Below are 13,860 nucleotides of genomic sequence, written 5' to 3' on the forward strand. Positions count from 1 at the left end.
CACAAAAGTCAGGCCGCCCTCGGCTGCGCGATCTGCTCGACGGGCGCCGTGCCGATGGCGATCCGCCGCGGCTTCATCGCCTCGGGGATCTCGCGCACCAGCTCGATCCGCAGCAGGCCGTTGTCGAACGAGGCGTTCGTCACCTGCACATAGTCGGCAAGATTGAACTGCCGCTTGAAGGGCCGCGACGAAATGCCCTGATACAGGTACTCGCGGGTTTCCTTGTCCGCCTTGCGGCCCTCCACCGTCAGCACATTGTGCTCGGCGGTGATGGTGAGCTCATCCGGCGCGAAGCCGGCCAGGGCCAGGGAGATCTGATAGCGGTCGTCGCCGATCCGCTCGATGTTGCAGGGGGGATAGTTGTCCTCGACGGCGCGCTGGGTCTCGTCGAGCAGGCTGAACAGCCGGTCGAAGCCGATGGTCGAACGCCACAGCGGGCTGAAATCATACGTCCTCATAGCCAAGTCCTCCTAGGAGCAAGATGGATACGAAGGAGCGCCGAGCCGATGCAGGACTACTTCTGAGAACCAGACAAGCGGTCGAACCAGACAAGCGGTCAGCGCCCAGATCATCGCCGGGCCCCGAGGGCACCCGGCGCCGCCGAAGCGGCGACAAACGACTTAGAAAAACGTCGGCCTGTTTCAAGAGCCTTCCGTCGATTTTTTTTGCCACGAGCCGGACGGTATCTCCAGGCGTCACGCTGCCACAGCCGACAGCCGCTGCAGCCGCATGGTTGCCTCGCGCAACACGCTGACCAGCCGCTCGCGCTCGCGCGGATCGATGTCGCCACGCGACAGCACCGCCTGGCAATGCGCGACGACGCGCTGCTCGCTTTCGATCAGAAACCGCGTCAGCCGCCTGGGATCAGCGACCGCCATGACGGCGGTCGGATTTGGTGGCGGATGATTGTACTGCCAGGCAGGCATAATCGCCCCCGCGAACGCGCTTTGCGCTGCACTGAGACGGGCGGCGCGACAGCGCCCCAACCGCACCTCCCGTCGACCGTCGGTCCGTCAGTCGACCGGTCGCGCTCTGGCGATTGTGGCCGGCTCTGGACGAATTGCGGTCGTAGCTCCGACTAATAGCCGCGTGTTGTGGCCGATCCACGGCCAGCGACGGCAGCAACTAACTTTCTTTTGAAGAGCCGTGACGGACGGCGCGTCCGGCAGTCCGTCACGGCTGAGAGCGATCAGTAGTCCATCGCCGGTGCGGCGGCGGCTTCCGCCTTCTTCGGCTTGTCGGCCACCAGCGCCTCGGTGGTGATCAAGAGCGAGGCGACCGAGGCTGCATCCTGCAGCGCGGTGCGCACCACCTTGGCCGGGTCGATCACGCCGGCCTGCACCAGGTCCTGGTACTCGCCGGTCGCGGCATTGAAGCCCCAGCTGTAGGTGTCCTTCTCCAGCAGCTTGCCGACCACCAGCGAGCCGTCGTCGCCGGCGTTCTGCACGATCTGCCGCACCGGCACCTGGATGGCGCGGCGGATGATGTCGACGCCGGCCTTCTGGTCGGGGTTCGCGGTCTTGATGCCGTCGAGCACCTTGGTGGCGCGCAGCAGCGCCACGCCGCCGCCAGGCAGGATGCCCTCCTCCACCGCCGCGCGTGTGGCGTGCAGCGCATCGTCGACGCGGTCCTTGCGCTCCTTGACCTCGACCTCGGTGGCGCCGCCGACGCGGATCACCGCGACGCCGCCCGCGAGCTTGGCCAGCCGCTCCTGCAGCTTCTCGCGGTCATAGTCGGAGGTGGTCTCCTCGATCTGCAGCTTGATCTGCTGCGCGCGGGCCTCGATGTCCTTCTTGGCGCCGGCGCCGTCGACGATGGTGGTGTTCTCCTTGTCGATCACGACCTTCTTGGCGCGGCCGAGCATCGACAAGGTCACGTTCTCCAGCTTGATGCCGAGATCCTCTGAGATCGTGGTGCCGCCGGTCAGGATCGCGATGTCCTCGAGCATGGCCTTGCGGCGATCGCCGAAGCCCGGCGCCTTGACGGCCGCAATCTTCAAGCCACCGCGCAGCTTGTTGACGACGAGCGTCGCCAGCGCCTCGCCCTCGACATCCTCGGCGACGATCAGCAACGGCTTGCCGGACTGCACTACGGCTTCCAGCAGCGGCAGCATGGTCTGCAGGCCGGACAGCTTCTTCTCGTGGATCAGGATGTAGGGATCCTCGAGTTCGACCCGCATCTTCTCGGAGTTGGTGACGAAATACGGCGAGACATAGCCGCGGTCGAACTGCATGCCCTCGACCACCTCCAGCTCGGTGTCGAGGCTCTTGGCCTCCTCCACCGTGATCACGCCCTCATTGCCGACCTTCTGCATGGCCTCGGCGAGGAAGCGGCCGATCTCGCTGTCGCCATTGGCCGAGATGGTGCCGACCTGGGCGATCTCGTCATTGCTGGTGATCTTCTTGGCGTGCGACTTCAAGTCCTTGACGATAGCGTCGACGGCGAGATCGATGCCGCGCTTGAGGTCCATCGGGTTCATGCCGGCGGCAACGGACTTCGCGCCTTCCTTCACGATGGCCTGGGCGAGGACGGTGGCGGTGGTGGTGCCGTCGCCGGCGAGATCGGCGGTCTTCGAGGCCACTTCGCGCACCATCTGCGCGCCCATGTTCTCGAACTTGTCCTCCAGCTCGATCTCCTTGGCGACCGTCACACCGTCCTTGGTGATGCGCGGCGCGCCGAACGATTTCTCGATCACAACGTTGCGGCCCTTGGGACCGAGCGTGACCTTGACGGCATTGGCGAGGATGTCGACGCCGCGCAGCATGCGGTCGCGCGCGTCGGTGGAAAACTTCACGTCCTTGGCAGCCATGTTCGTCGTCTCCTTTCTCGTATGACTGTCAGTTCCGAGGAATCACGCGGCCTTCTTGGCCGCGGCGGGCTTGTCGACAATGCCGAGCAGGTCGCTCTCCTTCATGATCAGGAGATCCTTGCCGTCGATCTTCACCTCGGTGCCCGACCACTTGCCGAACAGCACGCGGTCGCCCGCCTTGACGTCGAGCGGCACCAGTTGCCCCTGCTCATTCCGCGCCCCAGGCCCCGCGGCGACGATCTCGCCCTCCTGCGGCTTCTCCTTGGCGGTGTCGGGAATGATGATGCCGCCCTTGGTCTTCTCCTCGGCATCGATACGGCGCACGAGCACGCGGTCGTGCAATGGACGGAAATGCATGCACATCCTCCTTCACAAGATCAGCGATGTCATAGGCCTCGGGTCCCATGAGGCCCCCGGGCGAGCAACGACCTAGGAAAGCCGAACTTTTCGTTCAAGAGGGTCACGAAAAATTTTTGGCACTCGGTGGGAACGATTGCCAGGACGGCCCTTGACCGCGGCAGCCGTCCTGACCAGTTCTACGGGCGCCAAAATCCGCCCCCGTCCGTCGAGGAAAAAACGATGCAGATTCTGCGTTGTCTCCGGCCTTTGGTTCTGATGCCGGCGATCCTGCTCTCTCTCCTGGCTGCGCCTGCCCTCGCCCAGATCCCTGACCTCAAGCTCGGCCGCGTGCCGACGCTGGCGCCGCTGGTGAAGGAGGTCACGCCGGCCGTGGTCAACATCTCGGTCGAAGGCAAGGTCCGGCAGGACAACCCGCTCTATCAGGACCCACTGTTCCGCGACTTCTTCGATGTGCCGAAGCAGGTCGAGAAGCAGATCAGCGCCACCGGCTCCGGCGTGATCGTCGATGCTGCCAGGGGCTACGTGATGACGGCCAATCACGTCGTCGAGCATGTCACCACCGCCCAAATCCGCACCAAGGACGGCCGCAAATTCTCCGCCCGTCTGGTCGGACGCGATCCCGCCACCGACATCGCACTGCTCCAAATCAAGGACCCGACCGAGCTGAAAGCGATCGCAATGGGCGACAGCGATGCGCTGGAGGTCGGCGACTTCGTGATCGCGGTCGGCAATCCATTCGGCCTCGGCCAGACCGTCACCTCCGGCCTCGTCAGCGCGCTCGGCCGCACCGGTCTCGGCAAGCAGGGCTATGAGGATTTCATCCAGACCGATGCTGCGATCAATCCCGGCAATTCCGGCGGCGCTCTGATCAACCTGCGCGGCGAGTTGGTCGGCATCAACACCGCGATCATCTCGCCCGGAGGCGGCAATGTCGGCATCGGCTTCGCCGTGCCGATCAACATGGCGCGGCGGGTGATGGAGCAGCTGGTCGCCAACGGCCGCGTCGATCGCGGACGCATCGGTGTCACCCTGCTCGATCTGGATTCGGCGGCGGACGGCCGCGTCGTCGGCGCGCGGGTCGCCGACGTGAGCGTGGGCTCGCCCGCGGAACGGGCAGGCCTGCGCAAGGGCGACATCATCGTGAAGGCCAACGACATGCCCGTGCGCAGCGCGACGCAGGTGCGCAATCTCATCGGCCTGACGCCGGTCGGACAGCGCGTCCGCCTGGTGTTCGAGCGCGACCGCGCGCTCGGCAATGCGACGGTCGAGGTCGCTCCGATCGCGGAGGAGCGGGCGCGCATGCGCACGTCGGGTTGAGGATGGCTCGGCCCTCAGCCTGTACGACATCAATTCGAGTCAAATTTTACCGTCCATCAAGCATGCAGTCAGACGAGGATACCTCCCTAAAGGCCTGTTAAGTGCCGTGCCGCCTATTGCAACCCCGCGGAGGTATTGAAATGCGGGGTGATGGTCTGGCTTTCAGTTTGCCACGCTGGCGCGTGACGCGCTGGCTGGCAGACCCAGGATATCCGGTGTCACCGGACATCCGTCTGGCGTTGGCCGGCGAGCTCTATGGCTGCTGGTCAGTGTTCGCCGGGGGCGCCATCAACACCGTCGCCGTCGCGGCAGCGCTGGCGCTGCGCACACCCACCGCCCTCTTCGTCAGCTGGTTCGTGATGGAGGTAGTGATCTGCCTGTCGCGGCTGATCGTGATGATCATCTCCTACCGCCGCGCCCGCGCGCAGCTATCGACGCCGACCGACATCCACATCCTCCTGGCGGTGGCCTGGAGCGCGAGCGTCGGCTTCGGCGTCGGCATCAGCCTGGCCTCCGGCGACTGGATCGCGGCGTCACTCACCTGCATCTCCTCGGCGGCCATGGTCGGCGGCATCTGCTTCCGGAATTTCAGCGCACCGCGCCTGGTCGGCACCATGATCCTGTGCAGCATCGGCCCGGTCATCCCCGGCGTTGCCATCTCGCACGAGCCGCTGTTGTTTGTGATGTATCTGCAGATGCCGGTGTACTTCCTCGCCATGACAGGCGCGGCGTTCCGCCTGAACAAGATGCTTGTGGCGGTCATGCAGGCCAAGAGCGAGAGCGACGAGCAGGCGCGGCGAGATCCGCTCACAGGCTTGTCCAATCGCGCCGGCCTGATCGACGCTTTGCAAAGCCGTCTGTGCAGCAAGGTTCCCGGGCAGCAGAACTTCGCCGTGCTCTATCTCGATCTCGACGGCTTCAAGCCGGTCAATGACACCTTCGGCCATGCCACCGGCGATGAACTCCTGAAGATCGTCGGCCGCACGCTGCGCGAGATCGTGGCGCCGGCCGACGTCATCGCCCGGATCGGCGGCGACGAATTCGTCGTCCTCGCCACGGAGCCCGATATCGACCACGCGCTGGCGCTCGGCGAACGCCTCATCGAGGTCATGACAGCCCCCATCGCGCTGCCCGGCGGCGCGCGCGTCAACATCGGCATGAGCATCGGCATCGCGGCTGCGCCCGATCACGGCAGCGATCCGGAATCCCTGCTGTTCGCAGCGGATGCAGCGCTCTACGAAGCGAAATCGAGCGGCAAATCATGCTGGCGACTGGCCTCCACTGAGGCCAATCTCGCAGCACTGCGCAAGATCGCCAGCGGCGATCTCGTCGCGACGGGGGTCGCCAGCGCGGCGTGAGTTGCCTGCCCGAAGTCGTGATCTCTCCACACCGTCGTTCCGCGCTCGTGCATTCCGCGCGCCTCGGAATGACGGAGAGAGTAGTGTCTGCTACCGCGGCATCTCCGCGAGCGCCGCGAGGATGCGGGCCCAGGAACGGATGCCCTTGTGGTAGCTCTTGAGGTCGTACTTCTCGTTCGGCGAATGGATGTTGTCGTCGTCGAGGCCGAAGCCGACCAGGAGCGAGTCCAGGCCGAGCGTCTTCTTGAAATCGGTGACGATCGGGATCGAGGCGCCCGAGCCCATCAGGATGGTTTCCTTGCCCCACTCCTCGGTCAGCGCCTGCTTGGCGGCCGCGAGCGGCTTCATGGTCCAGTCGAGCGCAATCGCGGCACCGGCCGAATGGTCACCGAATTCCACCGAGCAGTCGGCGGGGATGCGCGCCGACACGTAGTCGCGGAATGCCTTGCGAATCCTGAGCGGATCCTGGCCCTCGACCAGACGGAACGAGACCTTCGCATGGGCGAGCGACGGGATCACCGTCTTGGAGCCTTCGCCGATATAGCCGCCCCAGATGCCGTTGATGTCGCAGGTCGGCCGCGACGAGATCTGCTCGATCAGCAGACGGTCCTTTTCGCCGGCCGGGATCGACAGTCCGATCGGCTTCAGAAAACTCTCCGGCGTCAGGTTCAGCTTCTTCCACTGCTCCAGGACCTCCGGCGGAACGTCCTTTACGCCATCGTAGAAGCCGGGAATGGTGATGCGGCCGTCCGCATCGAACAGCCCGCCGAGCACCTCGGTCAGCACGCGGATCGGATTGCGCGCACCGCCGCCGAACACGCCCGAATGCAGGTCGCGATTGGCGGCCTTGATCTTGATCTCTTCATACAGCAGGCCGCGCAACGAGGTGGTGATCGCCGGGGTGTTCGGGTCCCACATGCCGGTGTCGCACACCAGCGCGAAATCGGCCTTGAACTCGTCCTTGTTGGCTTCGAGGAACGGCACGAAATTCTTCGAGCCCACCTCCTCCTCGCCCTCGATCACGACGGTGATGTCGAGCGGCAGCGATCCCGTCACCTTCTTCCAGGCGCGGCAGGCCTCGACGAAGGTCATCAGCTGGCCCTTGTCGTCCTCGGCGCCACGCGCGACGATGATCTTGCGGCCATCGGCGTGATCGGTCACGACGGGCTCGAACGGCGGACGATGCCACAGCTCGAGCGGATCGACCGGCTGCACGTCGTAATGGCCGTAGAACAGGACATGCGGCTTGGCGGCACCGTGACCGTTGCTCTTGCCGACGACGGCCGGGTGGCCGGCGGTCGGCCGCACCTCGGTAGCGAAGCCGAGCGTCGCGAGATCCTTGGCGAGATGATCGGCGGCCTGCTTGCAATCCTCGGCGAACGCCGGGTCGGCCGAGATCGACTTGATGCGGATCAGCTGGAACAGCCGGTCCAGGCTGTTGTCGAAATCGCCATCGATGTGGTCGAGCACGGATTGAAGCTGCGCATTGGCCATGGCCAAGAGATCCCTTCGCTAGTGACGCGTGTTGGCTCGCTTGTAGCCCCGTTGCGCGGTCGGGACCAGCGTGATGCGGTGAGCATCACGCTGGCGATGCCGGCATGGCTCAGCGCCGCAGCAATCCGCCGAGCGCGCCGCGCACCAGGGAACGGCCGATCGAGCTGCCCAGCGAGCCGCCGACCTGCTTGCCGAGATCGGCGGCAATGCCGCCGACCACCTTGTCGGTCACCTGGCGGGCGACGGTGCGCGCGATCACCTGGGTGGTCGAGAGCTGGCCGCGCTTGACGTTGGTGCCGAAGATCGTCGCCGCGAGATTGCCTATCGTGCCGAGCACGCCGCCGGACGAGCCATCCGTGGTCGCCGCTTTGCCGGCGATCCGCTGCTGCAGGATTTCGTAAGCGGATTCGGCGTCGATCTCGGTATCGTACTTCCCCTTCACCGGGCTTGCCGCGATGATGGCCTTGCGCTCCTCCGGCGTGACCGGCCCGATCCGCGCCGACGGCGGCCGGATCAGCACGCGTTCCACCATCGCCGGCGTGCCGTTGCCTTCGAGGAACGACACCAGCGCCTCGCCCTTGCCGAGCTCGGTGATCACCTTGGCGGTGTCGAGCTTCGGATTGGGACGGAACGTATCGGCGGCGGCGGCCACCGCCTTCTGGTCGCGCGGCGTGAAAGCGCGCAGCGCATGCTGCAAGCGATTGCCCAATTGCCCGAGCACGCGATCGGGAACGTCGAGCGGGTTCTGCGTGACGAAGTACACGCCGACGCCCTTGGAACGAATGAGACGCACCACCTGCTCGATCTTGTCCAGCAGCGCTTTCGGCGCATCGTTGAACAACAGATGCGCCTCGTCGAAGAAGAACACGAGCTTCGGCTTGGCGACGTCGCCGACCTCCGGCAGTTCCTCAAACAGCTCCGACAGCATCCACAGCAGGAAGGTCGCGTAGAGGCGCGGATTCTGCAGCAGCTTGTCGGCGACGAGGATGTTGATCATGCCGCGGCCGTCGCGATCGGTCTTCATGAAGTCCGTCAAGGTCAGCGCCGGCTCGCCGAAGAACTTGGTGCCGCCCTGGTTCTCCAGCACGAGCAGCTGGCGCTGGATGGTGCCGACGGTGGCGCGGGTGACGTTGCCGAACGACTGCGCGGCTTTCCGTATCGGCGCCAGCGGATCAGCCTCCGCATCCGCGCCCTTCTTCGTATCCGGAATGATGGCATCGAGCAGCGCACGCAGATCCTTCATGTCGATCAGCGCGAGGCCGTTCTCATCAGCGACACGGAAGGCGACGTTGAGCACGCCTTCCTGAACGTCATTCAGGTCGAGCATGCGCGCGAGCAACAGCGGTCCCATCTCGGTGACGGTGGCGCGCACGGGATGCCCCTGCTCACCGAACACATCCCAAAATACCGTCGAGAACTGATCGGGCTGATAGGTCAGTCCGAGCTCCTGCGCGCGCTTGACGATGAAGTCCTTGGCCTCGCCGGTCTGCGAGATGCCGGAGAGATCGCCCTTGATGTCGGACGCGAAGACCGGAACGCCGGCGCGCGCAAAACCTTCGGCCATCACCTGCAGCGACACCGTCTTGCCGGTGCCGGTTGCGCCCGTCACGAGGCCATGGCGATTGGCGAGGGCAAGCGTCAACCAGGCCGGCTGCTCGCCGGCACCTACGAGAATCTTGTCGTCGGTATCAGCCAGTGATTTTCCGGATGGTGCCATGTTGATCCGTCTCTCGAGAATGATTGTTTCGCATCGCACGAGGTGCCGCGCATCGCGTGCAGGTAACATACTTTAGTTTCACCGGCTGGAACCAGCGCCAGGGTGCCTCACCTGCTTGCGAAGTCACCCTATCATCGGTGCAACGCGCAGGTTTGATCGGTAGATTCAATATCTGGTCTTGCATCGCTGCAACAGTTCATCGGCGATCGCGAATCGATTCGCGCACCCGGCCCGCTCGTCGCTTGTAATTCACGGATCGCCCGATCAAGATGAATTCAGCGAGGACGTCTGGCCGTGGGGGGCTGGACGACGACGGGGTTCACATGAACGAGCTGGTTGAGCCGCTGGCCAGAACGGCCGGCATCGATAGAGCCGTGGCTAAACAGCCAAGACCTCCTTCAAGACATCTTTTCATCCGTCATCGTCTTGCTCAGGTCCCTTGCAACGACAAGCGACAGCAGCGGTTCATCACTCGGCCCCTGCGGGCCAACGATTTTGCGGCAATCGAACGGCACGCCGTTGAACTTTCCGGGTTCATCCACGACCAAACCGGAACGGTCGAGACGATCACGATGCGGTTGGGCACGCGAGGCCTGAACCAGTTCGTTTGAAGCACCTTCGCGCGCCGAGTATCATGACATATCCGATCACCGAACTCGAAGGCATGACGACCTTCTGTGCCTCCAAGCTGAAAGCTTTGGGCATCCGCACCACCGACGCATTCCTCGAGGCTGCCCGCACCGTCAAGGGACGCAAGGCGCTCGCCGCCAAGACCGGGATCAGCGAACAGCAGTTGCTCGATTGGGCCAATGGCGCCGACTACATGCGCATTCCCGGCATGGGGAAAGCCAAGGTGTGCCTGGTCCGCGCCGCCGGCGTCACCACCGTTCGCGAGCTGGCGCATCGCAACCCTGCCCGACTGGCGCAGAACATCAAGGAAGTGAACACGCGACGGCAGCTGGTTCGCATCCTGCCCTCGGAGAAGTCCGTCGGCCAATTGATCGAGAAGGCACGCCGACTCGAGCCCAAGATCAGCTATTGAGCGGCCGCTGACTGGCTGCAACGGCCTTGTGCAGCGCGACACCTTGACTTGGGGGTGGCAACCGCGCAAAGCGGCGGCCATGAGCGCAATTTTGCCGCACCCTGCTAAGGACCTGGTCGCGAGCCACCCGCTGCTGCGGCCGTGGCTGGCGCGGCCTTTTCCCGCTGTCATGGGCATCCTGAACGTCACGCCGGATTCGTTCTCCGACGGCGGCCGCTTCAATGCGCCGGAACGTGCGATCGAGCAGGCCAAGGCCATGATCGCGTCGGGAGCCGACATCATCGATATCGGCGCCGAGTCGACCCGCCCCTACAAGGGCGCGGAGCCGGTGAGCGCCGACGAGGAGCTGGCGCGGCTGCGCCCAGTGTTGGCCGAGATCATCGCACTCGGCGTGCCCGTTTCGATCGACAGCATGAAATCGCAAGTTGCGGAATTTGCGCTCCAGGCAGGCGCGGCGATCGCCAACGATGTCTGGGGCCTGCAGCGCGATCCTGATATGGCCGAGGTGGTCGCGGCGCACGGCGCGCCGGTCGTGGTGATGCACAACCGCGAGGTCGTCGATCCGGACATCGACATCATCGACGACATGCTCCGCTTCTTCGCAGGCTCGCTCGATATCGCGGCGAAGGCCGGCATTCCCGCAGGGAATATCGTGCTCGATCCTGGGATCGGCTTCGGCAAGACGGCGCAGCAGAGCATGACGGCGCTCGCCAGGCTCGATGCCTTCATGCGCTTTGGGCTGCCGCTGCTGGTCGGCGCCTCGCGCAAACGCTTCATCAGCACCGTGGTCGCATCGGAGCCGCAAGAGCGGCTCGGCGGATCGATCGCGGCGCATCTGATCGCGGCTCGGCATGGCGCTGCGATCATCCGGGCGCATGACGTCGCCGAGACGGTTCAGGCCGTGCGCGTGGCAGCGGCAATCGAGGCTGAGGCATGACCGATACCATTTTCATCAAAGGCGTTCTCATTCATGCCCGTCACGGTGTGATGGAGCATGAGAGCGAGGTCGGCCAGCGCTTCGTGATCGATCTCGAGCTCTATACCGATCTGTCGGACTCCTCGCGCAGCGACCGGCTCGCCGACACCGTGTCCTATTCCGACGTGGTGGAGACGGCGACCGCCGCGTTCAAGGATACCAACTACCGGCTGCTCGAACGCGCCGCCGGCGCGGTGGCCGATGCGATCCTGGCAAGCTTCGCCCGCATCCGCGCCGTCAAGGTCACCGTGCACAAGCCGCATGCGCCGATCGCCGCGATCTTCGAGGATGTCGGCGTGGTGCTGACCCGCTCGCGGCATCCGTGACGGCCATGGCCAGCGCGCTGATCGCCCTCGGCGGCAATGTCGGCAACGTCAGGACGACCTTTGCGCAGGCCATTCCCGAGATCATCAGCCGCGCGCAAGGCAAGCTCGTCGCGCGCTCCCCCGACTACGTCACTCCGCCCTGGGGCGAGGAGCAGCAGCCCCCCTTCATCAACGCCTGCATCGCGATCGACACCGCCACCGCGCCACATCCCCTGCTCGCGGTCCTGCACGAGGTCGAGCGCATGTTCGGCCGCAATCGAGCGCAGGAGACGCGCTGGGGCCCGCGCACGCTCGACCTCGATCTCATCGCGTATGATGATGTCAGTATCGACACGCCCGATCTCACCTTGCCGCATCCGCGCCTGTTCGAACGCGGCTTCGTGCTGGTGCCGCTGGCGGAGATCGCCCCTGAGCGCCGGATTGCCGGCCGCCGGGTGGCCGACGCCCTGCTCGCCGTTTCGCGCGACGGAATCCAGCCGCTGCCCTCAGCCGAATAGCTGACATCCCCCGCGAAACAACCGTTTGGCTTGGCGGTCGCGACGTGGCATTTTGCGCCACAATAATCGCCATAACAGACGCTTCCGGGAGACACGGGCCGCATGACCACCGACACCGAACAGCTGCGATTGGCCGCCGATTTCGCGCCGGCCAGCGAGGCGGACTGGCGCAAGCTGGTCGATGGCGTGTTGAAGGGCGCGGCGTTCGAGAAGCTGGTCGGCAGGACCTATGACGGCCTGAAGATCCAGCCGATCTACCCGCGCGCCAAGGACGCGGCGCCTGTCGCCGGCCGCGCGCCGGCGGCGGCGTGGCAGATCATGCAGCGCGTCGATCATCCCGATGCGGCCAAGGCCAATGCGCAGGCGCTGCTCGACCTCGAGAATGGCGCGACCGGGCTGACGCTGGTGTTCGCCGGCGCCAATGCCGCGCACGGCTTCGGCCTCCCGGCCACAGCCGACGCGCTGGCGCGCGCGCTCGACGGCGTGCATCTGGACGCTGCGATTGCGATCGAATTGCAGGCCAGTAACGCCACTGCCACCGCGCTGCTCGCGGACTACGTCAAGCAGCGCGGCGTCAAGCCGGGCGCCTGCGACATCCGCTTCGGCCTCGATCCGATCGGCGATGCGGCCAGCCGCGGTGCCAGTTCGCATGATCAAAGCAAGCTCGCCGGTAGCGCCGTCGATCTCGTCAAGCAGTTGCAGAACGAAGGCTTCAAAGGCCCCTTCTTCGCCGCCGACGGCCGAGTGGTGCATGATGCCGGCGGATCGGAGGCGCAGGAGCTCGCCTTCGTGCTCGCCTCCGCCGTCGCCTATTTGCGCGCGCTCGAAGCGAGCGGCGTGGCGCTGGAGACCGCGCGCGACCTGATCTCCGCGCGCCTTGCCGCCGACACCGATCAGTTCCTTACCCTGGCGAAATTCCGCAGCCTGCGCCGGCTGTGGGCGCGCATCGAGCAGGCCTGCGGCCTCACGCCGAAGCCGCTCTTCATCTCTGGCGAGACGGCATGGCGCATGCTCACGCGGCGCGATCCCTATGTGAACATGCTGCGCGCTACGATCGCAACCTTCGCCGCCGGCCTCGGCGGTGCCAATGCGGTCACCGTCCTGCCGCACACCGCCGCACTCGGCCTGCCTGATACCTTCGCGCGCCGCGTCGCGCGCAACACGCAGCTCGTACTGCTGGAGGAAAGCAATCTCGCCCGCGTCGCCGACCCCGCAGCTGGTGCCGGCGGCATCGAGGCGCTGACATCAGAGCTTTGCACCACCGCCTGGGCGCTTTTCCAGGACATCGAGAACGCCGGCGGGGTGGTCGCTGCGCTGCAGTCCGGTCTCATCCAGAGCAAGGTCGCCGCGGTCAAGCAGGCGCGCGACGCCAACATCGCCAAGCGGCGCGACGTGCTGACCGGCGCCAGCGAGTTTCCGAATTTGAACGAGGCCGAGGTGGCCGTGGAGGCGGTCGCGCCTTCGGCTCCGCCGCCTGCGCCAAAGGCTGCGCTCACCTTCGCACCTCTCACGCCGATCCGTCTCGCTGACGCCTTCGAGAAGCTGCGCGACCGCTCCGATGCTCTGCTCAAGAGCAAGGGCCAGCGTCCCCAGGTGTTCCTCGCCAATCTCGGCACCGCCGCCGACTACACCGCGCGCGCGACCTTCGCCCGCAGCTTCTTCGAAGCCGGCGGCATTGCCGCAATCGATGGCCAGGGCGGCGCCGATCCGGCTGCGCTCGCGGAGGCCTACCGCGCTTCCGGCGCAGCGATCGTGTGTCTGTGCTCGTCGGACAAGGTCTATGCCGACGCCGCGGTTCCCGCCGCCAAAGCGCTGCAAGCGGCCGGCGCGCGACATATCTATCTCGCAGGCCGCGGCGGCGAGCAGGAGGCTGCGCTGCGCGAAGCCGGGATCGGCAGCTTCGTATTCGCAGGCGGTGACGCGCTGAAGACGCTCGAAGACGCCTACACGCATCTGGAGTGAGC

The 13,860-nt window shown here is 65.5% G+C and carries 14 protein-coding genes; 8 read left to right on the forward strand and 6 right to left on the reverse strand.

Annotated features, from left to right (window positions below; genetic code table 11):
- Positions 1-8: 8 nt before the first annotated feature.
- The 4 genes from BRAD285_RS20685 to groES form a co-directional block, all read right to left on the reverse strand.
- Complete coding sequence (locus BRAD285_RS20685) at positions 9-458, reverse strand: Hsp20 family protein (protein ID WP_006614575.1); 450 nt, start codon at positions 456-458, stop codon at positions 9-11.
- A 237-nt stretch (positions 459-695) separates the two neighbouring features.
- The gene (locus BRAD285_RS20690; RefSeq protein ID WP_006614576.1) at positions 696-926 is read right to left on the reverse strand and encodes a hypothetical protein; all 231 of its coding nucleotides are present in this window, start codon (positions 924-926) and stop codon (positions 696-698) included.
- A 263-nt stretch (positions 927-1,189) separates the two neighbouring features.
- Positions 1,190-2,809 carry a chaperonin GroEL gene (groL, locus tag BRAD285_RS20695; RefSeq protein ID WP_006614577.1) on the reverse strand — a complete coding sequence of 540 codons (1,620 nt, stop codon included), beginning with the start codon at positions 2,807-2,809 and terminating at the stop codon, positions 1,190-1,192.
- A 42-nt stretch (positions 2,810-2,851) separates the two neighbouring features.
- Positions 2,852-3,166, reverse strand: coding sequence for a co-chaperone GroES (gene groES, locus BRAD285_RS20700; RefSeq protein WP_006614578.1), 315 nt, complete (start codon positions 3,164-3,166; stop codon positions 2,852-2,854).
- A gap of 222 nt (positions 3,167-3,388) precedes the next feature.
- On the opposite strand from groES, the gene BRAD285_RS20705 reads away from it, so the two are divergent.
- On the forward strand, positions 3,389-4,486 hold the full coding sequence (locus tag BRAD285_RS20705; RefSeq protein ID WP_006614579.1) for a trypsin-like peptidase domain-containing protein: 1,098 nt from the start codon (positions 3,389-3,391) through the stop codon (positions 4,484-4,486).
- Positions 4,487-4,626: 140 nt separating this feature from the next.
- Complete coding sequence (locus BRAD285_RS20710) at positions 4,627-5,844, forward strand: GGDEF domain-containing protein (protein WP_006614580.1); 1,218 nt, start codon at positions 4,627-4,629, stop codon at positions 5,842-5,844.
- A 90-nt stretch (positions 5,845-5,934) separates the two neighbouring features.
- Here BRAD285_RS20710 and BRAD285_RS20715 read toward each other — a convergent pair whose 3' ends face one another.
- Positions 5,935-7,338, reverse strand: coding sequence for a M20/M25/M40 family metallo-hydrolase (locus BRAD285_RS20715; protein WP_006614581.1), 1,404 nt, complete (start codon positions 7,336-7,338; stop codon positions 5,935-5,937).
- Positions 7,339-7,447: 109 nt separating this feature from the next.
- On the reverse strand, positions 7,448-9,055 hold the full coding sequence (locus BRAD285_RS20720) for a helicase HerA-like domain-containing protein (RefSeq protein ID WP_006614582.1): 1,608 nt from the start codon (positions 9,053-9,055) through the stop codon (positions 7,448-7,450).
- Between the two features lie 323 nt (positions 9,056-9,378).
- Between BRAD285_RS20720 and BRAD285_RS20725 the strand changes: the two genes are divergently transcribed.
- From BRAD285_RS20725 to BRAD285_RS20750, 6 genes are all read left to right on the forward strand, one after another.
- Positions 9,379-9,666, forward strand: a complete 288-nt coding sequence (locus BRAD285_RS20725; RefSeq protein ID WP_139020701.1) for a hypothetical protein — start codon at positions 9,379-9,381, stop codon at positions 9,664-9,666.
- Between the two features lie 23 nt (positions 9,667-9,689).
- Positions 9,690-10,097, forward strand: a complete 408-nt coding sequence (locus BRAD285_RS20730; RefSeq protein ID WP_006614583.1) for a DUF4332 domain-containing protein — start codon at positions 9,690-9,692, stop codon at positions 10,095-10,097.
- Between the two features lie 79 nt (positions 10,098-10,176).
- Positions 10,177-11,034: a dihydropteroate synthase gene (gene folP / locus BRAD285_RS20735; RefSeq protein ID WP_006614584.1), complete on the forward strand. Its 858-nt coding sequence runs from the start codon at positions 10,177-10,179 to the stop codon at positions 11,032-11,034.
- Positions 11,031-11,399 carry a dihydroneopterin aldolase gene (gene folB, locus BRAD285_RS20740; RefSeq protein WP_006614585.1) on the forward strand — a complete coding sequence of 123 codons (369 nt, stop codon included), beginning with the start codon at positions 11,031-11,033 and terminating at the stop codon, positions 11,397-11,399. The genes folP and folB overlap by 4 nt, the downstream gene beginning before the upstream one ends.
- A gap of 5 nt (positions 11,400-11,404) precedes the next feature.
- Positions 11,405-11,896 carry a 2-amino-4-hydroxy-6-hydroxymethyldihydropteridine diphosphokinase gene (gene folK, locus BRAD285_RS20745; protein ID WP_006614586.1) on the forward strand — a complete coding sequence of 164 codons (492 nt, stop codon included), beginning with the start codon at positions 11,405-11,407 and terminating at the stop codon, positions 11,894-11,896.
- A gap of 102 nt (positions 11,897-11,998) precedes the next feature.
- The gene (locus tag BRAD285_RS20750; protein WP_006614587.1) at positions 11,999-13,858 is read left to right on the forward strand and encodes a methylmalonyl-CoA mutase subunit beta; all 1,860 of its coding nucleotides are present in this window, start codon (positions 11,999-12,001) and stop codon (positions 13,856-13,858) included.
- Positions 13,859-13,860: the final 2 nt, after the last annotated feature.

It is taken from the genome of Bradyrhizobium sp. ORS 285, from assembly GCF_900176205.1.
GTDB lineage: Bacteria > Pseudomonadota > Alphaproteobacteria > Rhizobiales > Xanthobacteraceae > Bradyrhizobium.